General features: G+C 66.6%; 21 protein-coding genes and 1 riboswitch. Of the genes, 6 read left to right on the top strand and 15 right to left on the bottom strand.

The window, feature by feature from the left end; genetic code table 11:
- Complete coding sequence (locus GGR17_RS13630; RefSeq protein WP_054540052.1) at positions 1-867, bottom strand: fumarylacetoacetate hydrolase family protein; 867 nt, start codon at positions 865-867, stop codon at positions 1-3.
- Positions 868-1,031: 164 nt separating this feature from the next.
- Here GGR17_RS13630 and GGR17_RS13625 point away from each other — a divergent pair, with 164 nt between their 5' ends.
- From GGR17_RS13625 to GGR17_RS13610, 4 genes are all read left to right on the top strand, one after another.
- On the top strand, positions 1,032-1,538 hold the full coding sequence (locus GGR17_RS13625) for a MarR family winged helix-turn-helix transcriptional regulator (protein ID WP_054540051.1): 507 nt from the start codon (positions 1,032-1,034) through the stop codon (positions 1,536-1,538).
- 193 nt (positions 1,539-1,731) lie between these two features.
- The gene (locus GGR17_RS13620) at positions 1,732-2,673 is read left to right on the top strand and encodes an oxygenase MpaB family protein (protein WP_054540050.1); all 942 of its coding nucleotides are present in this window, start codon (positions 1,732-1,734) and stop codon (positions 2,671-2,673) included.
- Positions 2,674-2,900: 227 nt separating this feature from the next.
- Positions 2,901-3,899 (top strand): SphA family protein, encoded by a 999-nt coding sequence (locus GGR17_RS13615; protein WP_054540049.1) that lies wholly within the window; start codon positions 2,901-2,903, stop codon positions 3,897-3,899.
- A gap of 316 nt (positions 3,900-4,215) precedes the next feature.
- On the top strand, positions 4,216-5,829 hold the full coding sequence (locus GGR17_RS13610; RefSeq protein WP_054540048.1) for an FUSC family protein: 1,614 nt from the start codon (positions 4,216-4,218) through the stop codon (positions 5,827-5,829).
- 137 nt (positions 5,830-5,966) lie between these two features.
- Here the strand turns inward: GGR17_RS13610 and GGR17_RS13605 are convergent, their stop codons facing one another.
- Both GGR17_RS13605 and GGR17_RS13600 read right to left on the bottom strand, forming a co-directional pair.
- A complete protein-coding gene (locus GGR17_RS13605) occupies positions 5,967-6,593 on the bottom strand; it encodes a pyridoxamine 5'-phosphate oxidase family protein (RefSeq protein WP_054540047.1) in 627 nt (208 codons plus the stop codon).
- Between the two features lie 10 nt (positions 6,594-6,603).
- Entirely contained in the window at positions 6,604-7,074 is a 471-nt protein-coding gene (locus GGR17_RS13600) for a nuclear transport factor 2 family protein (protein WP_054540046.1), read from the bottom strand.
- A 235-nt stretch (positions 7,075-7,309) separates the two neighbouring features.
- Between GGR17_RS13600 and GGR17_RS13595 the strand changes: the two genes are divergently transcribed.
- Positions 7,310-7,861 carry a TetR/AcrR family transcriptional regulator gene (locus GGR17_RS13595; RefSeq protein ID WP_054540045.1) on the top strand — a complete coding sequence of 184 codons (552 nt, stop codon included), beginning with the start codon at positions 7,310-7,312 and terminating at the stop codon, positions 7,859-7,861.
- Between the two features lie 105 nt (positions 7,862-7,966).
- Here GGR17_RS13595 and cobF read toward each other — a convergent pair whose 3' ends face one another.
- From cobF to GGR17_RS13560, 7 genes are all read right to left on the bottom strand, one after another.
- The gene (gene cobF, locus GGR17_RS13590) at positions 7,967-8,719 is read right to left on the bottom strand and encodes a precorrin-6A synthase (deacetylating) (RefSeq protein WP_054540044.1); all 753 of its coding nucleotides are present in this window, start codon (positions 8,717-8,719) and stop codon (positions 7,967-7,969) included.
- Between the two features lie 61 nt (positions 8,720-8,780).
- On the bottom strand, positions 8,781-9,458 hold the full coding sequence (locus tag GGR17_RS13585) for an energy-coupling factor ABC transporter permease (protein WP_054540043.1): 678 nt from the start codon (positions 9,456-9,458) through the stop codon (positions 8,781-8,783).
- A gap of 75 nt (positions 9,459-9,533) precedes the next feature.
- Positions 9,534-9,750: riboswitch (cobalamin riboswitch) on the bottom strand.
- A 16-nt stretch (positions 9,751-9,766) separates the two neighbouring features.
- Positions 9,767-10,489, bottom strand: a complete 723-nt coding sequence (gene cobA / locus GGR17_RS13580; RefSeq protein ID WP_054540042.1) for a uroporphyrinogen-III C-methyltransferase — start codon at positions 10,487-10,489, stop codon at positions 9,767-9,769.
- The gene (locus GGR17_RS13575; RefSeq protein ID WP_173585970.1) at positions 10,486-11,799 is read right to left on the bottom strand and encodes a cobyrinate a,c-diamide synthase; all 1,314 of its coding nucleotides are present in this window, start codon (positions 11,797-11,799) and stop codon (positions 10,486-10,488) included. The genes cobA and GGR17_RS13575 overlap by 4 nt, the downstream gene beginning before the upstream one ends.
- The gene (cobM, locus tag GGR17_RS13570) at positions 11,796-12,581 is read right to left on the bottom strand and encodes a precorrin-4 C(11)-methyltransferase (protein ID WP_054540041.1); all 786 of its coding nucleotides are present in this window, start codon (positions 12,579-12,581) and stop codon (positions 11,796-11,798) included. The genes GGR17_RS13575 and cobM overlap by 4 nt, the downstream gene beginning before the upstream one ends.
- Positions 12,578-12,940, bottom strand: a complete 363-nt coding sequence (locus GGR17_RS13565) for a cobalamin biosynthesis protein (RefSeq protein WP_054540040.1) — start codon at positions 12,938-12,940, stop codon at positions 12,578-12,580. The genes cobM and GGR17_RS13565 overlap by 4 nt, the downstream gene beginning before the upstream one ends.
- A complete protein-coding gene (locus tag GGR17_RS13560) occupies positions 12,937-14,124 on the bottom strand; it encodes a bifunctional cobalt-precorrin-7 (C(5))-methyltransferase/cobalt-precorrin-6B (C(15))-methyltransferase (RefSeq protein WP_054540039.1) in 1,188 nt (395 codons plus the stop codon). Before GGR17_RS13560 ends, GGR17_RS13565 begins: the two co-directional genes overlap by 4 nt.
- Here GGR17_RS13560 and GGR17_RS13555 point away from each other — a divergent pair.
- Entirely contained in the window at positions 14,123-14,872 is a 750-nt protein-coding gene (locus tag GGR17_RS13555; RefSeq protein WP_054540038.1) for a cobalt-precorrin-6A reductase, read from the top strand. The genes GGR17_RS13560 and GGR17_RS13555 overlap by 2 nt on opposite strands.
- Here the strand turns inward: GGR17_RS13555 and cobJ are convergent.
- From cobJ to cobN, 5 genes are read right to left on the bottom strand one after another with little or no spacing between them, the layout of a single operon-like run.
- Positions 14,851-15,585 carry a precorrin-3B C(17)-methyltransferase gene (cobJ, locus tag GGR17_RS13550; RefSeq protein ID WP_054540037.1) on the bottom strand — a complete coding sequence of 245 codons (735 nt, stop codon included), beginning with the start codon at positions 15,583-15,585 and terminating at the stop codon, positions 14,851-14,853. The genes GGR17_RS13555 and cobJ overlap by 22 nt on opposite strands.
- Positions 15,582-16,298 carry a precorrin-2 C(20)-methyltransferase gene (gene cobI / locus GGR17_RS13545; RefSeq protein WP_369817416.1) on the bottom strand — a complete coding sequence of 239 codons (717 nt, stop codon included), beginning with the start codon at positions 16,296-16,298 and terminating at the stop codon, positions 15,582-15,584. The genes cobJ and cobI overlap by 4 nt, the downstream gene beginning before the upstream one ends.
- A gap of 2 nt (positions 16,299-16,300) precedes the next feature.
- Positions 16,301-16,930 (bottom strand): precorrin-8X methylmutase, encoded by a 630-nt coding sequence (locus GGR17_RS13540; protein WP_054540035.1) that lies wholly within the window; start codon positions 16,928-16,930, stop codon positions 16,301-16,303.
- Positions 16,931-18,133, bottom strand: a complete 1,203-nt coding sequence (locus tag GGR17_RS13535; RefSeq protein WP_054540034.1) for a hypothetical protein — start codon at positions 18,131-18,133, stop codon at positions 16,931-16,933. It lies immediately after the preceding gene.
- The gene (gene cobN / locus GGR17_RS13530; RefSeq protein ID WP_054540033.1) at positions 18,130-21,375 is read right to left on the bottom strand and encodes a cobaltochelatase subunit CobN; all 3,246 of its coding nucleotides are present in this window, start codon (positions 21,373-21,375) and stop codon (positions 18,130-18,132) included. The genes GGR17_RS13535 and cobN overlap by 4 nt, the downstream gene beginning before the upstream one ends.

Genomic DNA, 21,375 nt, shown 5'->3' with positions numbered 1-21,375 from the left:
TTAGGCGACCCCTGTCACTTCGACGGTCAATTCGCCAATTTGATCGATTTGCGCGTGCATGGTGTCGCCCGCGTGCACCTGGCCCACGCCTTCGGGTGTGCCGGTGAAAATCACATCGCCCGGGTGCAGCGTGTAAAAGCTCGAGGCGTATTCGATCAGCTCGGGTACGCTGAGCACCAGATCGCTGGTGTGGGCTTTCTGCCGGGTCTCGCCGTTGACCGTCAGTTCAAAGCCAAGCGTCGCGGGATCGGGGATCTCGTCGGCCGTGACCAGCCAGGGGCCGAGCACCGAATAGGTATCCAGCGATTTGCGAAAGCTGCGATCCTCGGGGCCGCGCACGGTCATGTCCAGACCGATCGTATAGGCCGCGACATAGTCCAGCGCGTCGGCGGCACTGATGTTCTTGCCGGTCTTGCCGATCACCACGGCCAGCTCGATCTCGTGATCGTTGCGGCGATCCGGGCGGGAAATCTCAACCGCCTTGCCGGGCCCGATCAGCGAGCTGTTGGCCTTGAGGAACAGACCGATATCTTTGATCTGGCGCATATGCGCCTCGTTCGCATGGTTCAGCTCGGCCTGATCGCGCACCTCTTGCAGATGCTTGGCATAGTTCACCGGGGCGGCCACAAGCTTGCCGGGGTTGGCAACTGGCAAGTCCAGCTTGATCTGATCCAGCGGGATCACATCAGCGCCCTCGACGAACTTTGCCAGCTTGGGCAACAGGTCGGGCAGCGCGGCGATCATCACATCGTGACGCGGAAAGGGGTATCCCGATGCAGGCAGCGCTGCGAACACCTCGGTTACATCCACGACGCCATCAGCCGTGACCACGCCAAAACGGTTTTCGCCAAAACGGCAAATCTTCATAGTTTCCTCCCGGAGAGTTTCTTGCTGCGCGTATTCGACAGCATACTGTCAATTCGACGCTTGTAAAGCGACAGAATGCTGTCGGTCTGATGTTTCAATGCGCTGTTTCTTGGCAAAGGGGCGCGCGCTGGTGTAGACAATTGCGAAAATCAGATAGGGCCAAGATGGAATTCTGGGACGACGCAGTGGTTAAGAACACCCCGCCGACAATCGAGGACATTTACCGGTCCCCGGGACACTTGATTCGCCGCTGTCAGCAGATTTCCGCATCGGTTTTCGCTGACGAGCTCGGTGAATTCGGCCTGACACCAGTTCAATATGCCTCGCTTCTGGCAATTCGGGACCGGCCGGATATCGACCAGCGGAGTCTCGGCCGGATGATCGCGATCGACCGCTCGACGATCGGGACGGTGATGAAGGGGCTGGAAGATCGGGAACTGATCACCCGGACAACCCCGCCCAATAACCTGCGCATCAAGGTCATGCGGGTGACCGAGCGCGGAGAAACGTTGTTGATCAAGTCGGTTAACGCGATTGCGAATGTCCAGAAACGCCTGCTTGCCCCGCTGTGCCCCGAGGATCAGAAGACGCTTCTCAGGCTGCTCTCGCAGGTTGTCGATGTGAACAATTCCCAAAGCCGCGCGCCGCTAGAAATCAAGAAAGAGCCATAGGAACAAGCGGCTTCGGCGTCGCACCCTTCCGATCCAGGTCACTAAAAAATATTGACAGCACTCTGACGTTAGCGGTAGTGCAAGTGACAGTATGCTGTCGTTTCCCGGCCTCTCAAGTGCCGAACCCAAAGCGCATTGCGTCGCGCCGAGGGTGCAAGAGAAAGGAGCGCAGCTGTCTAAGGGAGGACGACCAATGGCCAGAACCAAACCACGCAAGTGGATTGCCAAAGAAATTGCCGCGCTTGATCCGGCCAAGGATTATGCCGAAATCTGGAAGCTTGCGGTGATCTACCGGTCCAATGACACGTTCATGGATCTGATGTATTCGATCACCTTCCCCAACTTCGTCGTGCCCAACCACGGCGCGATCGCCGTGCTGCGCGATGGCAAGGGCAAGGTGTTCAAAAGCGCCGAGCGCAGGATGGACGACACCGGGCGTCACATCCTGATCTGGTCGGAATATGGCCCCGATCACCCCTACACCAGGAAATCCGTCGATGCGCTGAACAAGCTGCATACGTTCTATTCGAAAAAATACCCTGGCTCGTTCCGGCACAACCAGGATTACCTTTACACGATGTGCTACGAGGCCACCCTGTTCCATCGTCTGATGCAGCGCGTCGGCCTGAAAGGCATGACCGAGAAAGAACAGATCGCGGCGTGGGAATTCTGGCGGCGCATGGCGACGCTGTTCATCAACGCCGAGACCGGCGGCCCGATCACCGGCTTTCCCGACAGCTTTGACGGGTGCATGGACTTTGTGGAGTCCTATGAGGCCGAGCGTCGTCCGCCAAACAAATATGCCGATCAGATCGACGAAACGATGATCCAGGCATTCGGCAAGCGCTATTTCCCCAAGCCGCTGCAACCTGCCGCGCGGACCCTGGTGATGTCGCTGCTGCCCGAAGGCACCGTTCGGGGGCTGGGGCTGAAACCCGCATCGCCGGTGGCAAAAGCGATCTGCCGGTTCGGCTTCCGCTGTTTCCTGTGGGTCGGCGACAAGATTATTCCCGACCCCGATGTTTCGCATCCCGAACTGATGCGCAAACGGCTGCGCCTGCCCGAAGAAGCCTATACCGACGAGGTTTCCGACGGTGTGCCCTATGCCCACGCGCCCGGCGAAGCCACGGCCTAGAGCACAAGGGTCTGCCGGGGAGGGGCAGAGCCTGACACCCGCGCCTTGACAGCGAAGCGTCTTCAGAACCGCCGCCACGGGACATCCAATCCCGGTGCCCTGCGGGCGCATTGCGCTCTCATGTCAGCGTAACCACGGCACGTTTTCCCATCTGTGGGGAACGTCTTCAGACCACCATGAATACGACAAAAAGGCGCCCGTGACACGGCGCGCCATAGGGAGGGACCATGACCAATATCTATAGGAACATCGCACTTTCGGTGCTTGCTGCGTCGGCGGGCTGTGCGCTTGCTGGATCGGCGCAGGCCGCCGAAGTCTTTCAGCCGACCACTCCGGGCGGAAACCACGATATCCGTGCCGCCGAATTGCCCCCCGAGCCGGGCCTGTACTTTCTGGGCGCCTTTGCGCGCACCAGTAACGACAAGATTACAGATGACAGGGGCAATGCCATTTTCCCTGACACGGATCAGACCGTATCGGTCGGCGGTCTTGGCGCGCTTTATGTGTTCCCCGACGAAATCGCGGGCGGGCGGCTGGGTGCGAGCCTCGTCTTCGGCTATGGCACGAACGATCTGGTGGTGACCAATCTTCCGGTGGGGCCAGGCGGTACGCCGATCAGGGGCGACAACACCGGGCTCTTCGATCTGACGGGCGAACTGGTCTGGTCCAAAGCCCATTACAACCCCCCAAACCCGGAGGCCGGCCCGGTTCCGATCCCGTCGGGGTTCGCCTATAGTTTCGGCCTTGGGTTCACCGCCCCGATCGGCGCTTTCGACGGCGACAAGACCGGCAACCCCGGTTTCAACAACTGGGTTCTGTCGCCTAGCATCGCTGCGACCTGGCGCTCCGATCCGATCTGGCTCCATGGCACCGAACTTTCGGTGCGTGCCTCGTATAATCACAATTTCAAGCGGGAGGATTCGACTGGCGGCTTCGAGTACAGCGACGGCGACTATGTAATTGCCGATGTCGCGCTGACCGAGCGCTACAACATGTTCCAGTTCGGCGTGGCCGGCACCATGATCAAACAGATCGAGGACGACGAAGGTTCGCTGGCGGTCCCCGATGGGACGCGTGGACGCGTCAGTTCGCTGAAGGCGGGGCCGATCGTCGCCATTTATCTGCCCGACACCTCGATCGTGAAAATGAAGTATCTCGTGGATATCGACACCGAAAACACCTTTGAGGGTAATCGTTTTCAGGTGGCCTATATCAAAAAGTTCTAAAGGGCCGGTCCGGTCCTGAAAGCACAGTTGAGGTGGCCTTTGGGCCTGCCCCAACCCAGCGCGCGGCGGTCAGTGATCGCGGCGCGCATTTTTTGGCGCAGGCGCCGCCTCCGACGGGCTATCACGCTGGTCAAGAAGTAAAATTGTGGTGTAGTTGTTGCCCGGCGGACGACCGAACGCGCCGTGACGAACGCATGCCCTTGTTGTGGGGCTTGGGCCCTTTACAAGGCAATCCGCCGCCCGCGGCGACATCGGCAGCGGGCCTTGCCCGACGGATCTGGTTGCCGGGCAAACTGGAACTATTCTGAGGTCTTCGGTGAAGCAGTTTCAACTTCCTTTTGCAGCGCATACCACGATCGCCGCGCTGCTTGCCCTGACCCTTTCCGCCCTGCTTGGGCTTGCGCATCCGTTCTGGGCCGCGATGACCGTCTGGCTGGTGGCACAGGCCAATCGCGGCTTGCTGTTCGAACGCGCGGTAGCCCGGTTGCTGGGAACCTTCACCGGTGCCTGTGCGGCTTATGTGATCTTTACCAGTACCAATGGATCGCTTGTGCTGATGCTTGCGGCGCTGTCGTTCTGGGTGGCCACCTGTTCCGGCGTGGCCAGCCTGTTTCGCCATTTTCTGTCCTATGGCATCCTTCTGGTGGGCTATACGACGGCGATCCTTGTGCTGCTTGGCGTCACGGATCCGGCTTTGCAAAACGATCTGGCGGCAAGCCGCATTGCCTGTACGGTGATTGGCATCCTGTGTTCGGCGCTGGTGTCGGGGCTGTTCACCGCCAATGCCAACCCGGGGTCTGTCCGCGACCACCAGGACGATATCACGCAGCAGGTGCTGCGCGCCGCTGCCGCGCCAGCGCTGGCAGCCGACTGGCCGCTGGGTCTGCTGCGCCAGATCGGCGCGATCGAAGCCGAAAGCGATGCTCTGGCGGCGGGGTCTCTCAAAGGGCACAAGCAGGCGCGGCTTGGGCGCACGCTGCTGGCGGCGCTGACCAATTTCATGGCCGATATCAGCCAGAACGATGCCGCGCGCCCCGGTCCCGAGCTCCTGACCGCATTTGCGGACGCGATCGAAGGCGGCGCCGGCGCGCAAGAGGCCGCGCGCCTGCGCAGGCTCGATCTTCCCGCCTCGTTTCGGGCCGTCCTCGCGGCCTATGCCGCCGTGACGGATAGCGAGGCGGACGGCGCATCGTCCCATGGCGCCTATAACGACCAGACGCTGCCCGACTGGCAGGCGTTTCACCAGAACGCGACCCGAACGGGATGCGCCCTGACCCTCGCCAGCGCGGTCTGGCTGATCAGCGGCTGGTCGCAAGGCCCCTATATGGTGATGACCGCGGCCATCTTCACCACGCTGTTTTCCAACTTTCCGAACCCGCAGCTTGCCGTGCGCGATACCATGCGCGGCTCGATCGCGGGTGCCGGGGCGGGGCTGTTGTACAGTGGCGCCGTGATGCCCCATATCGACGGGCTGGCGATGACCATTCTGGCGATTGCCCCGTTGCTGCTTCTGGGCGCCTGGGCCATGAGCCGCCCCGGCACGGCGAAAGCGGCGATTGATCTGAACATGACCTTCCTGCTGACCGTGCAGCCGGGCGATGCGATGGCCACGTCCGGCTGGCTGCATGCGCTGAACCAGTCGGCGGCGATCCTTCTGGGCGTGACGGTGGCCACGTTTGCGTTCCATTTCCTGTGGCCGCGCAATCCGGCCCGCAACGCCCAACGGCTGAAAGAGGTCATTCGCCGCGATCTGGATGTCATGACGACCGAGACCACGGCAAACACCGCGCTGCGGCGCCGCGGCCGCATCACCCTGTCGCTGCTGCGGCTCGCAGCCATCCCCGATGTCGACCAACGGGATGTGAAAGAGGGATTTGCCATGCTGGTCCGCGCCTATGCCTACGCCTCGAGCAAACTGAGCGCGCGCTAGACTTGCCGTTGAACGCCTACATCGAGGCCTTCGACGGCAAGTACCCTCCTGCATGCCTGAACGCCCCTTGGTTCGTGCACCTTGAAGATACGGCCGAAAAGCTGGGGGCCTGAACTACCAGCTTTTCGCGCCGAGGGTCAGGGCCGGGGGGTGCCGGCGGTTCGGGCCTGCATCGCCGAAAGCTCGGCGCGATATTGCGCGTTCTGGTGTTCGAGCTGCTCGATCCTCCGGATCGCGTCGCCGGCTGTGAAGCGGCGGGGGATGTGCCGGGGGCAGTTCCAGTCGAATGCCTCGACGCGAATGACGATCAGCCGTTCCGCCTTGGCCGGAAACAGATCGGGCGGCATGGCCCGGCCCGCCAGCGTATCCCTTTCAATCACGTGCACATGCCCCCAGATCTTGAGCCGCCGCGCATGGGCGTAATCCATCAGGAACAGCGATATCCGGTTGTTGGCAGCCAGATTTCCGAGGCTGATATACTGGCGGTTTCCACGCAGGTCGGCATAGGCGATCGTCCGGTCGTTCAGCACCCTGAGAAAGCCGGCGGGGCCGCCGCGAAACTGGACATAGGGCCAGCCGGTTTCAGATGCCGTCGCCTGGTAGAACCCGTCGCGTTCTTCGATGAATGCGCTTTCGGCAGGGCCGAGCGTATCGCCGCCGGTTCGCTCCGGCGACAGGAGGTTGGCATAGTTTCCGGACCCCAGGCGCTGCTGCTGGTCACGGACGGACGGGGTAAAAGCGATCTGGGCAAATGCGAGGGCCATCTGAGGTCTCCTACAGGTTGAAATGGTCAAGGCCGGGATGATCGGCGGGGCGGGTGCCGAGCGGCCAGAGGAACAGGCGCTGCTCGGGGCGGATCGGCACGTCGTTGATCGAGGCGATGCGGCAGCACATCCGGCCGTTTACCGCAAATTGCCAGTTCTCATTCCCGAGCGAGCGAAACCATTGGCCGCTGTCGTCACGCCATTCATAGGCAAAGCGCACGGCGATGCGGTTTTCGGCGAAGGTCCAAAGATCCTTGATCAGGCGGTAATCCAGCTCGCGTGCCCATTTGCGGGTCAGGAAAGCATGGATCTGGTCATGGCCGCGGATGAATTCCGCCCGATTGCGCCAGCGGCTGTCATCGGAATAGGCCGGGGTCACGATATCGGGGTCGCGGCTGTTCCAGGCATCTTCGGCGGCGCGGACCTTGCGCAGCGCGCTATCATGCGAAAAGGGCGGAAGCGGGGCGCGGCGGTCAGTCATCGGTTTTCCTTCGGGCGGGTCCCGGTTGACGGGCAGGTTATGGTGTACAGGTCGGTAAATGTTCTGTCGCAAAGGTGTACAGATCGGTAAGTCATATCAAGGGAAAATTTGCCTTCTCACTAGTCTCGATCTTTCCGAGGGCAAAAACAGTATGGAAAAACAATCTTAATCAGTGGGTTGCTTGCCCCTCGCGGTGCCGATAAATATGTACCGATCAGTTAATGAGGGATGCGAGATGAGCCAGAGCAAGCGTGCGGAACTGATTCGAAAGGCGCTGATGCTGTTTTATCGAAACGGCTTCCACGCGACGGGGATGGACCTTGTCGCGAGGGAAACGGGTGTTTCGAAAACCTCGATCTACAAGCACTTTCGCACCAAGGAAGAGCTTATCCTCGCGGTGCTGCGCCTGCGGGACGAGAACTTCCGCAACTGGCTCTACAGACGGATGGAAGAACTGGCGGATACGCCCAAAGGCCAGCTTCTGGCCATGTTCGATGCGTTGGGCGAATGGTTCCGCGAAGATAATTTCAAAGGCTGCATGTTCATCAAGGCGAGCGCGGAATTCCAGGAACATGACCATGCGATCAATGCGCAGGCATATGCGCACAAACAACTGCTTGTCGATCATTTCGAAGCGCTGGCACGGCAGGCGGGGCTGTCCGACCCGCATGTTTCGGCGCGTCAGTTGCTGATCCTGAAAGAGGGCGCAATCGTGATTGCCGCAATGTCTCACACGGACACCAGCGCGAAAGAGGCCAAGCGCATCGCGGAGGATCTGCTTGCCTGATCACGATGGCGGCGGCTCATCTTTCGTGGGAGTCGCGGCGATGTCTGGCGAGGGCTGTGAGCGGCCCGGTCTGATCCGGTGTTAGCGCCCGGCCGGCCGTGCGGTTCAGCGCTTGCGCATCAGGTAGATATCCATGATCCAGCCGTGGCTGGCGCGGGCTTCGGCGCGGCGGGCGAGGATGGTATCGCGGACGTCGGCCAAAGGGCCGGAAATGCGGATTTCGGTTTCCATTCCGGCATAGGCCGACCACCAAATGTCGATGCCGTGGGGAAGGAGGGCTTCGAACGCCCCGCCGCTGTCGAGCATCACGATGATGGTGTCGGCCCCTTCGGGCCAGCCGCTCTCACGCAGTTTTCGCCCTGTGGTGACGATGAATGGCGCGCCGACCGTGTTGAGCGGAATGGCGTGGCCGGCGGTGAGGGCCTGCATCGCGGTGATGCCGGGGATCACGCGGACCTCCATCGGCATCCGGCCCTTCAGGCGTTCGGCGATCCTCAGCGTGCTGTCATAGAGCGAAGGATCACCCCAGACCAGAAATGCCACCGTGCCGCCGCCGGGCAGCGCGGCGGTGATTTCTCTGAGCCAGACGTCGGCGATGGTATCATGCCAGTCTTCGACCCGCCGACGATAATCCGGTGTCGCCGGATCACGCACGGGCAGATCGAACTCGCGCAGCTCCGACCCCGGCGTTTGCAGCACTTGCGCACAGATCTTGCGGCGCAGGCTGGCAAGGTCGTCTTTGCCCGGCCCTTTGCGCGGGATCAGGATGACATCGGCGGCGTTCAGCGCCTTGATGGCCTGCAGGGTCAGGTGCTGCGGATTGCCGGCACCGATGCCGACGAGGGTGAGCGTGATCATGTGGGCTCCGGCAAGGTGTGCGGCCCCGTTGCCGGGACCGCGCACGTTGGTTCGGGCGGTTTCAGCCCGCGTTGTAGACGCGCGAACTCAGAAGCGGGGTATTCGACAGGCCGCGCAGCGCCTTGGCCCCCGCCAGTACCGCCAGATCCGCCAGCGGTTCGATGATCACGACCAGCATGTATGCGCCACCGAACGTCAGGACCGAGGCGATGTTTTCGGCGCCGAAGCCCTGGCCGTAAAGTGCCCAGAAGGCCACCCAGGCCACCACGCCGCCCTGATAGGCCGTCGAAAGTGCCAGCGCCTGGCCGTATTTCAGGTCAACATAGGCGGTGCCGGGCGCGATGATCCGCTTGGCCAATGCGCTGACCGCATAAAGCGGCACCAGCAGGGTGGTCACGTTGATGAAATACTGCGGCAGATCGAACGGGGCAAAGAACACGCCCTGCGCCAGCAGGCCAAGGGCCAGCCCGATCGCGGCCGGGCCCGCGCCGAACAGCAGGAACAGGGTGGAGCCAAGGATAAAGTGCACCTCGGACACGCCCACCGGGTAATGCGGCATCAGTTCAAAGAAGGTGAAGACCAGCAGCGTGCTGATCGCGCCGCGCAGCATCAGCGCGGGCACGCCCGACTGACGAATGGTGTCGATGGACAGTTTCAGGCCATAGGCGGCCGCACCGGCGGCAGTGGCATAGCTCAGCGCCATTTTGGCGCCGGCGACGAGTCCGGGTTCGATATGCATCGGTTTTTCTCCCTGCCGTCTCACCCGACGGCGTTGCAAAGGGGTTGGTCCGGCAAAAGCCGGGTCAGGGTTTCGGGGCGCATGCCCCTGACGGCAGGTCTCCTGACTTGCGGGTCCGTGCCGTTCCGGGCCTTCCCAACCCTTGCGGGGTCAGTGGCATTGTCCGGGCGGGCTCGCCGCTTACAGTTGCGGGGGCAGTCACGGGTTTGGCGCCTGATGGCTACACCGCACCGTGTTCCCTTTTCATCCCGGGCGCTTTGCGCCTTTGGGAACCGTCATGTAAATCTTGTCGGTTTGTCCGGCTGTGGTCAATCCTCCTCGGTCAAGGGGCCATAGAGAATAAGGGCAGGGGCGTCCGTGCACCTGTCGGGCAACAGCGCCGCAAGCTCCGCCACCGTGTGGCGGCCGAGCGCCTGCTGCGGTGTCGAGACGCCTTCGGCCAGCAAGGCGGGGGTGTCGGGCGGCAGCCCCCCGGCGATCAGCCGCCCGGCCAGTTCGGCAAAGGTGCGCCGCCCCATATAGACGGCGGTGGTGGCGGTGGCGTCGGCCAGCGCCGCGATGTTGATCTCGCCGGGCAGGGCGCCGGTCACGTCATGGCCGGTGATGAACTGAAGCCGCCGCGCTGTCAGGCGCCGGGTCAGGGGGATGCCCGTGGCGGCGGCGGCCGCGCTGGCGGCGGTAACGCCGGGGATGATCTCATACGCGATCCCGGCGGCGCGCAGGGCGCAGATCTCTTCCTCAAGCCGGCCAAAGATGGCCGCGTCGCCGGATTTCAGCCGCACCACCTGCGCGCCGGTGGCGGCATACTCGACCATCAGGCGGCTGACGTGGTCCTGTTTTGGCGAGGGTCGGCCCGCGCGCTTGCCGACACCCACCAGATCGGCATCCGCGCGGGCGTGATCCAGGATCGGCCCCGACGACAGATCATCGTAAAGCACCGCATCGGCGGCCTTCAAGCGCGCGACCGCTTTGAGCGTCAGAAGCTCCGGGTCGCCCGGACCGGAGGATACGAAGCTGACGAACCCGCTCATGTTGCCTCCGCGATCATGTGAAAGAAAGTGCCGGTGGCCTGGCCTCTGCGGGAACCGGTCTCCGCCACCTCAGCCCCGTTGGCGTCGAACACCTTGGCCAGCGGTGCATCGGGTTGGTCGACGATGGTGGAATAATGAAACTCGTGCCCGCGCAGCCGGGCGCCGGTGGCGTGGCCGGAGACGGGCGCGAGAAGCTCGGCAAGCCGGTAACCCAGGTGCATCTTGCGTTTCTGGTACGAGGTCACCAGCCCCAGCAGCCCGGCCATTGCATGGCGCTGTCCATCCTTGTCAGTCAGGCCGGCGCCCATCGCCATGTAGCCCCCGCATTCGCCATGCACGGGCCGGGTTTCGGCAAAGGCACGCAGCCCCGCGCGGAACCTTCGGGCGGCGGCAAGGGTGCCGGCGTGCAATTCGGGATAGCCGCCGGGAAGCCAGCAGATATCGGCCTGCGGGTCCGGCGCCTGATCGGCCAAGGGCGAGAAGGGCAGGATCTCGGCCCCCGCAGTGCGCCAGCTGTCCAGGACATGCGGATAGACGAAGGAAAAGGCGGCGTCGCGTGCCAGCGCGATCCGCTGCCCCGGCGGGCGGGTGCGCCGGGGCGATGCTATCATGGGCCGGGTCACGCGGGCGGCGGCGCGCAGGCGCGGCAGGTCGATATGATCGGCGACAAACCGGGCGGCCTCGGACAGGATATGATCAAGCGCGTGATGCTCCTGGGCCTGCACGAGCCCGAGATGGCGTTCGGGCATCTCGATGCTGGCCCGGCGTGGCAGGGCACCAAGCACCACGATCCCCGCGTCGCGCATCCCGGCGCGCACCAGCGCCTCGTGCCTCGGGCTGGCCACCCGGTTCAGCACCACGCCCGCCAGCGGCACATCGGCGCGCAGATCGGCAAAGCCGCGCGCCACGGCCGCCGCCGATTGCGCCTGGCCCGAAACGTCGAGCACGAGCACCACAGGCCAGCCGGTCAGCGCGGCGATGTCGGCGCTGGCGCCGCTGCCGCTTTCGCCCGGGCAGGCGACCCCGTCGAACAGGCCCATGGAGCCTTCGGCCAGAACCAGTTCGGCGCCCTCGGCCGCCTGCAGCAGATGCGCCAGCAGCGCCTCGCCCATCGCCCAGCTGTCGAGGTTGACAGAGGCCCGCCCGGCAGCCGCCCGGTGAAAGCCCGGGTCGATATAATCGGGGCCGCTCTTGAAAGGCTGCACCGCCACGCCCTGATCGGCAAAGGCGCGCAGCAGGCCCAGCATCAGCGTCGTCTTGCCCGTGCCCGAGGCGGGGGCCGAAATCAGCAGGCCGGGGGGCAGGCTCATTCGCGGCCCTCCGGGAATCTGGGGCTGGTGCCCACGGGGCGGAACCGGCGGTCGTAATCACCCGCGTAAAGACAGCTTTCGCTGAACTCCCGCGAGTCCAGCGCCGGGCCGACAAGGATCAGCGCGGTGCGCCCGCGTTCGCCCCCCGTGGCCGCCTCGACCGTGCCAAGCGTGGCGCGCACGATCCGCTGGTCGGGCCATGTGGCGCGCCAGACCACCGCCACCGGGCAGTCGGCGCCATAGGCCGGGGTCAGGCGCGCCACGACATCCTCCAGCACATGCACCGACAGGTGAATGGCCAGCGTCGCGCCGGTGGCGGCGAAATTTTCCAGCGCCTCCCCCGCTGGCATGGCGCTGGCGCGGCCCGAGGTCCGGGTCAGCACCAGAGATTGCGCCACGCCGGGCAGGGTCAGCTCGGATTCCAGCGCGGCGGCGGCGGCAGCGAAGGCGGGCACGCCGGGGGTGATGTCAAAGGGGATGCCTTCGGCGCGCAACCGGCGCAACTGTTCGCCCATGGCGGACCAGACCGACAGATCGCCCGAGTGCAGCCGCGCCACATCCCGCCCGGCGGCATGTGCGGATTTGATCTCGGCGATGATCTCGTCGAGTGACAGCGGCGCGGTGTTCACGATCCGCGCGCCGGGCGGGCAATGCGCAAGCAGTGCCTCGGGCACCAGCGAACCGGCGTAGAGACAGATCGGGCAGGCGGCAATCAGGTCGCGCCCGCGCAGGGTGATCAGGTCTGCGGCACCGGGGCCGGCGCCGATGAAATGCACGGTCATCTGTCTGTTCCTTCTGCGATTGCGGCGGTGGCCGTGCCGTCCGCGGAATGCACACGCGGGCCGATCAGGCGCGCCCCCGGTCCGGCGGCAGCCAGCGCGGCCGCCTCGGCCAGGCTGCCGGTGCCCCAAAGAGCCTCGACGCGCGGCGATCGGCTGAGCGTTGTCTGGCGGGCGAGTTGAGCGGGGAGTACCGACAGAACGGGCAGGCAAAGAGCCTCGGCCAGGGCCATCAGGGCGGGGGCGGTTGCCTTGTCGGCGGCGGTGGCCAGCGCATCGGCCCGCCCGCCCGCGCGTTCCACGGCCTCGCGCAACGCGGCCACCGGGGCACCTGCCCGAAATCCGATACCGGCCACTCTCATCTGACCACGCTCCACTGAACGATCGGGCGCGCGCGGTCCCAGCCGCGCATCCGGCCAAGCGGTGCCGCCTCGGCCAGATCAAAGCGCAGCAACTGGCCGCCCTTGTCCGCGTGCCATCCGGCCAGAAGAGCCTCGGTTTCCAGTGTCACGGAATTGGCGACGATCCGGGTTCCGGCGCGGAGATCGGCCCAAAGCCTGTCGAAAAGGGCGCCATCAGCGCCGCCGCCGATGAACACCGCATCGGGCGCGGGCAGTTCGGCCAGCGCATCGGGCGCGCGGCCTTCCACCACCTCGATCCGATGCGCCACCCCAAAACACTCGGCATTGGCGCGGATGTTGGCGCATCGCCCGGCGCGCGGCTCAAGCGCGATGGCGCGCGCACGCGGCGCGGCCAGCGCCCATTCCACAGCGATGGAGCCCGAGCCGCTGCCGATATCCCACAGCAGCTCGCCGGGGCGCGGTGCCAGGGCCGACAGGGTCAGCGCGCGCACCGGGCGTTTGGTGATCTGCCCGTCCGAGGCGAACAGCGCATCCGGCAATCCGCTGGCCCGGGACAGGCCGGACCCGCCGGCACAAGAGATGGCGACCGCCACCGGGGCCACGACCCCGACCAGATCAAAGCCATCCGCCTGCACCCTGCGGATCCGTTCGCGACCCCCGCCGAGGGCCTCCAGGACATGCAATTCCGAGGCGCCAAAGCCTTTGTCCGTCAACCATGCTGCCAGCGCCCCCGCCGCAGTGCCGCCCCGCAGCAGGCAGATCGCCTGTACGCCGGGGGCCAGCACCGGCACCAGCCGTTCGAACGGCGCGGCATGAAGGCCGAGGCACACGACCTCTTCCAGCCGCCAGCCCAACCGGGCAGCGGCCAGCGAGAAGGCCGAAGGCGCAGCAAAGCACTGCCATTCCCCGGGCGCCAGATGCGCCGCCAGTGATCCGCCCGCGCCGTGCCAGAACGGATCGCCCGAAGCCAGCACCGCCACCTTCCGCCCGCGACACGCCAGCACCGGTTCCACGCAAAAAGGCGATGGCCAGGGGCGGCCCGCCTTTCGCACCTGCGCCAGTTCCAGATGCCGCGACCCGCCAAAGACGATTTCCGACGCCTGCAGCGCGGCGCGGCTTGCGGCGGGCAGGCCGTTCAGGCCATCTTCGCCGATACCGATGATGCTTAACCAGGGGTCAGACATGCCGCGCATCCTTGTTCTCGGGGGCACTACCGAAGCCAGCGCGCTGGCCCGCGCGCTGGCCAAGGCCGGTGCGGACGCGGTGTTTTCCTATGCCGGCCGTACCTCCGCGCCGGTTGCCCAGCCTCTGCCCACGCGCGTGGGCGGGTTTGGCGGGATCGGGGGGCTGGTGGAATTTCTGCGCGAACAGGGGATCACCCGCGTCGTCGATGCCACCCACCCCTTCGCCGCGCAGATGAGCACCCATGCGGTGGTGGCCTGCGGGCAGGCCGGCGTGCCGCTCTGCGCGCTGGAGCGGGCGCCCTGGAAGGCAGGGCCGGGCGACCGCTGGACGCATGTGCCGGATTTCATCGCTGCGGCGCAGGCATTGCCGGCCAGCCCCGGGCGTATCTTTCTGGCGATCGGGCGGCAGCATCTGCAGGCATTCGCGGCACGCCCCGAGCATCTCTACCTGCTGCGGCTGGTCGATCCTCCGGAGGGGCTGTTGCCGCTGCCCCGCGCCGAGGTGGCGGTTTCGCGCGGCCCATTCACACTCGACGGGGACCGGGCCCTGATGGTGCGCCACGGCATAGATCTGGTCGTGGCCAAGAATGCGGGCGGCAGTGGCGCGCGCGCCAAGCTGGACGCCGCGCGCATGCTCGGCCTGCCGGTGCTGCTGATCGACCGCCCCGCCGTGCCGGACCGGCCCGTCGCCCACGAGGTGGCGGGCGTTCTGCGCTGGCTCGGTCATCACGCCGACCTCGGGGTATAGATAAAACGGCCCAGCCGCCGGGTTTGCGCGTTGCCGACGATCACCACGGTGCGCATGTCGGCCATCTCTGCTGTGGCCTCGGCCAGCGTGGTGGTCAGCAGCCGCTCGTCGGGTTTGCAAACGTCGCGGGCAAAGGCAATCAGGCGCGCACCGCCGCATTCCGCGCGCAGGATATCCAGCGCCTGGCCGAACTGTTGCGGGCGTGACCTTGAGCGCGGATTGTAGAACGCCATCGCGAAATCGCCCCGCGCGGCCATGCGCAGGCGATGCTCGATCACCGACCAGGGCTTGAGATTGTCGCTGAGGTTGATGGCGCAGAAATCATGGCCCAGCGGCGCGCCAAGCCGGGCGGCGGCGGCCAGCATGGCGGTGATGCCGGGCAGGACGCGGATATCCAGATCAAGCCACGCGGGCGGCCCGTTTTCGACAGCCTCGAACAGCGCCGAGGCCATGGCGAAGACCCCGGGATCACCCGACGAGACGATCACCACCCGGCGGCCGCCGGCGGCCATCCGCAGGGCATGGGCGGCGCGATCCAGCTCGGCCCGGTTGTCCGATCCGTGCAGGATCAGCCCGTCACGCGGGGGGATGCGGGCGACATAGGGGAAATAGCCCACGATATCGGTGGCACGTTCCAGCGCGGCCTGCACCTGCGGCGTGATCAGCGCATCGTCGCCCGGCCCCAGCCCGGCCACCGTGATCCAGCCGCTCATGGCCGCCTCCCGTTGCCATGGACCACGGCGATGGTGAAATAGGGAACCGGGGCCTCGACCCCGCAAAGCGGCTGCACCTTCTGTCCGGGCATGGTGCCACGCTCCACCAGCCAGGCGTCTTGCAGCCGCCCGGCACGCGCGAGCGCGCGTTTCAGTTTGGGCAGGTTGCGGCCGATCTTCATCACCACCAGCGCGTCGGTGTCTGCTGCGCGGCGGGCCAGATCGTCTTCGGGCAGTGTGGCCATCAGCACGGTCAGCACGTCGTCGCCCCAGGTGATCGGCTGCCCGGTGGCCGTCCAGCAGCCCGACATGCCGGTGATGGCGGGAACGATCTCGATCCGGGTGCGGCCCTGCAGGCGGCTGTGCAGATGCATGAAGGAGCCGTAGAAGAACGGATCCCCCTCGCACAGAACCACCACGTCGCGGTCGCTGGCCATGGTGGCCAGCCGTGTGGCCCAGTCGTCATAAAAGCCGGCCAGCAGACGGTTGTATTCGGGATCGGCGACCGGGATCTCGGTCGTCACCGGATATTCCATGGAATGCTCGACGGCGCTGGCGTCGAGCATCCCCTCGACAATCTGACGGGCCTGACCGGGGCGGCCGGCTTTCCGAAAATAAGCCACGTCGCGCGCCGTGCGGATCAGCCGGTCGGCGCGGACGCTCATCAACTCGGGATCGCCGGGGCCAAGCCCGACGCAGATCACCTTGCCCATGGTCATTCCTTTCGACTGGCCAAAGCGTTGACGGCGGCCACGGTGATGCCCGAGCCGCCCAGCCGGCCCCTGACGATCAGCGCGGGCAGAGGCGGGGCCAGCATCAGCGCATCCTTGGATTCCGCCGCGCCGACGAAACCCACCGGGCAGCCGATGATCGCCGCGGGGCGCGGGCAGGCGGGATTCTCCAGCATGTTCAGCAGGTGAAACAGCGCGGTGGGCGCGTTGCCGATGGCCACCAGCGCGCCGTCCAGATGCGGGCGCCACAGTTCCAGCGCGGCGGCCGAGCGGGTGTTGCCCATCTCGCGCGCCATTTCGGGAACGCGCGCGTCTTGCAGGGTGCAGATCACCTCGTTGCGGGCGGGCAGGCGCGCGCGGGTGATCCCTTCGGAGACCATCCGCGCATCACACAGGATCGGGGCGCCCTCGGCCAGTGCCTCGCGGGCTGTCCGGGCCATGCCGGGCGAAAACCGCACGTCGCGCTCCAGCCCCACCAGTCCGGCGGCATGGATCATGCGCACCACCACCGGTTCTTCATCGGTATCGAATCGCGCCAGATCGGCCTCGGCCCGGATGGTGGCAAAGCTCTGCGCGTAGATCCTGGCGCCGTCGGTTTCATAGCTGTGGGGCATTCAGGTGCTTTCGGTCATGAGGTCAGGAGACATGAACAGCTGCGCGGTCGTCACTCCGTGCCGGGCGGGGGCATCGCCGGCACGGCCATGGCGGATCAGGCTGAAGCGGTACGGCGCGGTGGCGGTCAGGGTGATGTCGGCGGGGCCGGGATGGGCACAGCCCTTCGCACAGCCCGAGACATGCAGCACCTTGCCCGCCGGCAAAGTCCTGGCCAGGGCGGTGGCCACGTTGCGGGTGGCAGACAAAGCCTGCGGGCAGCCGGGCGCGCCGGTGCAGGCAAAGACTCGCCTCATCGGATCTTGGCTGGCGGTGATCAGATCCCCGGCGGCCCTGATCTCGGCCGCACCGACGGGCAGGCACAGGTGAACCATGCGAAAGGGCGTGACGAACAGTCCCCTTTGCGCCCGGTCCACCAGCCAGCCCAGCCGGTGGGCGGGCAACTGGCCAAAGGCCGCCCCCACGCACAGGCCGCCGCCATAATAGCCCGGATGCACCGGCTGCGCCGGCGGGTTGGGCGCGGTGTCGCCGGCCAGCCCGTCCGGCAGCCGCGCGCCGCCGGCCAGGTGGCGGTGCATTCGCCCGCGCCCGTCGGCACCGATCCCGCCCGAGGCGGCGAACCAGCGGGCGATGTCCAGCGCGAGCGCGACGGCCGCGCCCTCATCCGCGACCCTGCGGCCCAGCTCGGCCCCGTCTGCGCGCACGATCAGATCGTCCCAGGCGGATTCGATGCGAATGTCGCCGCTGACGCCGGCGAGGTAGCGGATACGCACATCCGCATCCACGACGAAACCGAACTTGCCGGGCAGGCGGGGCATTCCGGCGGTGGCCAGCCCGCGCGCCAGCCCCTGTGCCATCGCTTCGTGATCGCGGAACCACGCGTCACGGGTGACGTTGCGGAAGGGGTTCAGCACGATGTTGCGCCGGGCCTCGGCCTCGGGGGTGTCATCCAGCAGGTCCACTGCGCGCAAGTCGGCCTGCAGGGCAGGCAGGGCGGCCTCGCTCACACCCCGGATCTGCAGGTTGGCGCGGCTTGTCATCTCGATCACGCCGTTGCCGTGGGCCAGCGCGGCATCCCCAAGGCCATGCGCCTGCGCGCGGCTCAGCCGGCCCATCCGGGGGCGCACCCGCACCACCAGCCCATCGCCCGCGGCCATCGGGCGCAGCGCGCCGGGGCACCATCCGCGGATCAGGGGATCGCTCATCCCCGGCCCTCCATCGTGGCGCTGATCGAGTTGCGCGTGGTTTGCCAAAGGCCCGCCGCGCGCAGGGCCGCGAAACGGTCGCGCAGGGCCCGCAGCGCCTCGGGGTTGGCCTTGTCCATAAAGGCGACCAGATCGTCGCGGCCCAATGTGGCCTCGAAATAGAGATCGAACAGATGCGGGCCCACGACGCCCGCCAGATGCGCGAAGCTGGCCATGTGATCCAGCGTTGCCGCGATCTCGGCCGCGCCGCGAAAGCCATGCGCGATCATGGCGGTGGCCCAGTCCGGGTTTGCGGCGCGGGCGCGCACGGTGCGGGCGATCTCTTCGGCCAGGCTGCGGGCGCGCGGAGCGTCGGGGCGCGTGGCGTCGAGATGATAGAGCGCAGGGGGCCGGGCACCCAGCCGTGCCATCGCGGCGGCGAACCCGGCTTCATGCGCGGCGTAGTCGGAGGCCATCAGCAGATCGGTTTCCGGCAGATCCTGCAGATGCACGAAGCTGTCTGCGGCCTGCAGCCGGCTTTCCAGCGCGTCGCGGGCAAGCGTGATCCGGCCCTGCGCGTCGATCGCGTGAGACGAGGCCGCCAGCCAGGCCTCGCCGGCCAGCTGCCGGGCCGCTTCGGTGCCATCGCCGAGATGGGTATCCATGTTCAGCCCGTACTGGCCCGGCCTTGGGCCGAAAACCCGCGCCGTCTGGTGGAGGTAGGGATTGTCAGAGTCGGCCTCGTCGCGCCGGGACAGCGCCGCCGATGCGGCCTCGAACATCTGGGCAAGGCCCGGAAAGACATCGCGGAACAGGCCCGAGACCCGCAATGTCACATCAATGCGGGGCCGGTTCAGCAGCGCCAGCGGCACCACCTCGAACCCCGAAACCCGGGCCGAGCCTTCGTCCCACGTCGGGGCCAGCCCGGCCAGATGCAGGGCCATGGCGAACTCTTCGCCCGCCGTGCGCATGGTTGCCGATCCCCACAGGTCGATCACCAGCCCGCGCGGCCAGTCGCCATGATCCTGCAGATGCCGGCGCAGCAGTTCCTCGGCCAGCTTCACGCCCTGGGCATGGGCGGCGCGCGAGGGCACGGCGCGCGGATCGGTGGTATAAAGGTTGCGGCCCGTGGGCAGAACATCCGCCCGGCCCCTGAAGGGCGAGCCGGAGGGGCCCGGGGGTACGAACCGCCCCGCCAGAGCGCTCAGTAGCCCGGCCCGTTCCGCGGCACCGCAATCGCCCGTGCCGAATATGTGCAGCCCCTCCGAAAACTGGCTTTCCTTGATGTCGCAGACGAAGCGGTCGATCCGGGCAATCGCCTCGGCCGCCGACGCGCCGGCGGGCAGGCCCAGATCGGACTCGACGCCGCGCCCCCGCGCCTCGGCGCGAATATCGGCGATCAGCCGGTCGCGGCGCGCGGGATCAAGGCCATCAGCGGCGGAATATTCATCCAGCAGATGCTCCAGCCGGCCAAGCCCTTCGGGCAGCACGGTCTGCGCCAGGGGCGGCGGCAGGTGGCCCAGCGTCACCGCGCCAATCCGGCGCTTGGCCTGAGCGGCCTCGCCCGGATCGTTGACGATGAAGGGGTAGATCACCGGCAGGGCCCCGGTCAGCGCCTCGGGCCAGCAATCGTCTGCCAGGGCCACCGCCTTGCCTGGCAGCCATTCCAGTGTGCCATGGGCGCCGATATGTACCAACGCGTCGACCTGCCCGCGCAGCCACAGGTAAAAGGCGACGTAGCCATGGCGCGGGGTGCGGCTGAGATCGTGGTAGTCGCCGTCACGGGCCGTGACCTCGCCGCGCTCGGGCTGCAGCGCGACAAGCACCTTGCCGGCGCGCAGGGCGGAAAATTGAAACGCGCCGTCGCGGGCAATCGGGTCGTCTTCGGGGGTGCCCCAGGCGCGCTGCAGATCATCGCGCAAGGCGGCGGGCAGGGCGGCCAGCGCGGCGTGGTAATCTTCCAGCGGCCAGCTCAGGGTTTCGCCTGTCAGCCGTGTGCCCGGATCATGGATGGGGGCGGCGGCGTATCCTTCATCCTTCAGCGCGCCCAGGATCGCCTCGCAGGAGGCGAGCGCGTCCAGCCCCACCGCGTGGGCCATCTGATATCGCTTGCCCGGATAGGTCGACAGGATCAGCGCCAGCCGTTTGTCGCCGGGCGCAAGCGCCGACAGCCTGTGCCAGCCCGCGACCCTGTCGGCGATGGCATTCACGCGCGCGGGATCGGCGCAATGGGCGAAGCGGGAATATTGCAGGTCCGGGTCACGGGGCGAGGGTGACTTGAAACTGGTGACACCTGCGAAAATGCGCCCGTCCACCTCTGGCAGCACCACGTGCATGGCCAGATCGGCGGGCGAGAGGCCGCGCTCCGTCTTGGCCCAGTCCTCGCGCCGGGCGGTCGAGAGCGCGACCTGAAACACCGGACAGCCTGCCGCCTCGAGCGGCGAGGGCGCGCCGTCGGCGCCCTGCGCGGAAAAGGCCGTGGCGTTGATGAGGGCGGCAGGTGCCAACCGGGTGATCTGCGCGCGCAGCCAGCCGACCACGGCGGGCGCCTTCAGGCTGGGGGCGAAAACACCAACGGCATCAAAGCCGCGCGCCTCGACTGCCGTGATCAGCGCATCCACCGGGCCGGTGTCGGCCGAAGTCAGGTAAGAGCGGTAGAAGGTGATCAGCGCCAGCGGTTTGTCACCCGGCGCGGGCGCCGGGATCACCCCCGCGCCGGGGCGATAGAAGCCCGCGTCGGGCACCGTCTTGGCCCCCGCGACCGGCCCGGCATACAGCCCGGCCGCCAGCGCCAACTGCGCCAGCGCCGCCTGCGCGGCGACCGCGCCGCCTTCATCGCACAGCAACTGCAGCCGCCGCAGGGTGCTTGCCGGCAGGGTCGACAGCGTATCCAGCCGCGCGTCGGGCCGACCGTCGCCGGGCAGCACGGCCAGCGCGATGCCCTGCCGCCGGGCCAGATCCTGCACCGCCGCCAACCCATAGGGCCAATAGCTCTCGCCACCGATCAGGCGCAGCAGAATCCCCTTGGCCCCCTTCAGCGTCTGCCCGGCATAGACATCCACCGACAAGGGATGTTTCAGCGCCGCCAGATTGGCCAGACGTAGCGTCGGCAGCGTGCCGCCCGCCCGATGCCAGCCTGCCGCGAAAGCCCCCAGATCGCTGTCGGAAAACGACAGCACCACCAGTTCCGCAGGCGTCTGCCCCAGATCCTGGGGGGTGTCGGCCGCGTCCAACCCGTGGCTTTCGCGAAAGATGACATGCAT

The organism is Actibacterium naphthalenivorans (assembly GCF_014196965.1).
GTDB lineage: Bacteria > Pseudomonadota > Alphaproteobacteria > Rhodobacterales > Rhodobacteraceae > Actibacterium_A > Actibacterium_A naphthalenivorans.
Note: the sequence above shows the minus strand (reverse complement) of the source record. Positions and strands in the feature narration are given on the sequence as shown.

Bases quoted from the DNA above. Each gene is read 5' to 3' on its own strand.
- cobI (WP_369817416.1), bottom strand. From the start codon at position 16,298: ATGGGCAAGGTGATCTGCGTCGGGCTTGGCCCCGGCGATCCCGAGTTG.
- GGR17_RS13535 (WP_054540034.1), bottom strand. From the start codon at position 18,133: ATGAGCGATCCCCTGATCCGCGGATGGTGCCCCGGCGCGCTGCGCCCG.
- GGR17_RS13585 (WP_054540043.1), bottom strand. From the start codon at position 9,458: ATGCATATCGAACCCGGACTCGTCGCCGGCGCCAAAATGGCGCTGAGC.
- cobA (WP_054540042.1), bottom strand. From the start codon at position 10,489: ATGAGCGGGTTCGTCAGCTTCGTATCCTCCGGTCCGGGCGACCCGGAG.
- GGR17_RS13625 (WP_054540051.1), top strand. From the start codon at position 1,032: ATGGAATTCTGGGACGACGCAGTGGTTAAGAACACCCCGCCGACAATC.
- GGR17_RS13565 (WP_054540040.1), bottom strand. From the start codon at position 12,940: ATGAGAGTGGCCGGTATCGGATTTCGGGCAGGTGCCCCGGTGGCCGCG.
- GGR17_RS13560 (WP_054540039.1), bottom strand. From the start codon at position 14,124: ATGTCTGACCCCTGGTTAAGCATCATCGGTATCGGCGAAGATGGCCTG.
- GGR17_RS13630 (WP_054540052.1), bottom strand. From the start codon at position 867: ATGAAGATTTGCCGTTTTGGCGAAAACCGTTTTGGCGTGGTCACGGCT.
- GGR17_RS13605 (WP_054540047.1), bottom strand. From the start codon at position 6,593: ATGGCCCTCGCATTTGCCCAGATCGCTTTTACCCCGTCCGTCCGTGAC.
- GGR17_RS13575 (WP_173585970.1), bottom strand. From the start codon at position 11,799: ATGAGCCTGCCCCCCGGCCTGCTGATTTCGGCCCCCGCCTCGGGCACG.
- GGR17_RS13595 (WP_054540045.1), top strand. From the start codon at position 7,310: ATGAGCCAGAGCAAGCGTGCGGAACTGATTCGAAAGGCGCTGATGCTG.
- GGR17_RS13600 (WP_054540046.1), bottom strand. From the start codon at position 7,074: ATGACTGACCGCCGCGCCCCGCTTCCGCCCTTTTCGCATGATAGCGCG.
- cobF (WP_054540044.1), bottom strand. From the start codon at position 8,719: ATGATCACGCTCACCCTCGTCGGCATCGGTGCCGGCAATCCGCAGCAC.
- cobJ (WP_054540037.1), bottom strand. From the start codon at position 15,585: ATGAGCGGCTGGATCACGGTGGCCGGGCTGGGGCCGGGCGACGATGCG.
- GGR17_RS13615 (WP_054540049.1), top strand. From the start codon at position 2,901: ATGACCAATATCTATAGGAACATCGCACTTTCGGTGCTTGCTGCGTCG.
- GGR17_RS13620 (WP_054540050.1), top strand. From the start codon at position 1,732: ATGGCCAGAACCAAACCACGCAAGTGGATTGCCAAAGAAATTGCCGCG.
- GGR17_RS13540 (WP_054540035.1), bottom strand. From the start codon at position 16,930: ATGCCCCACAGCTATGAAACCGACGGCGCCAGGATCTACGCGCAGAGC.
- GGR17_RS13555 (WP_054540038.1), top strand. From the start codon at position 14,123: ATGCCGCGCATCCTTGTTCTCGGGGGCACTACCGAAGCCAGCGCGCTG.
- cobM (WP_054540041.1), bottom strand. From the start codon at position 12,581: ATGACCGTGCATTTCATCGGCGCCGGCCCCGGTGCCGCAGACCTGATC.
- cobN (WP_054540033.1), bottom strand. From the start codon at position 21,375: ATGCATGTCATCTTTCGCGAAAGCCACGGGTTGGACGCGGCCGACACC.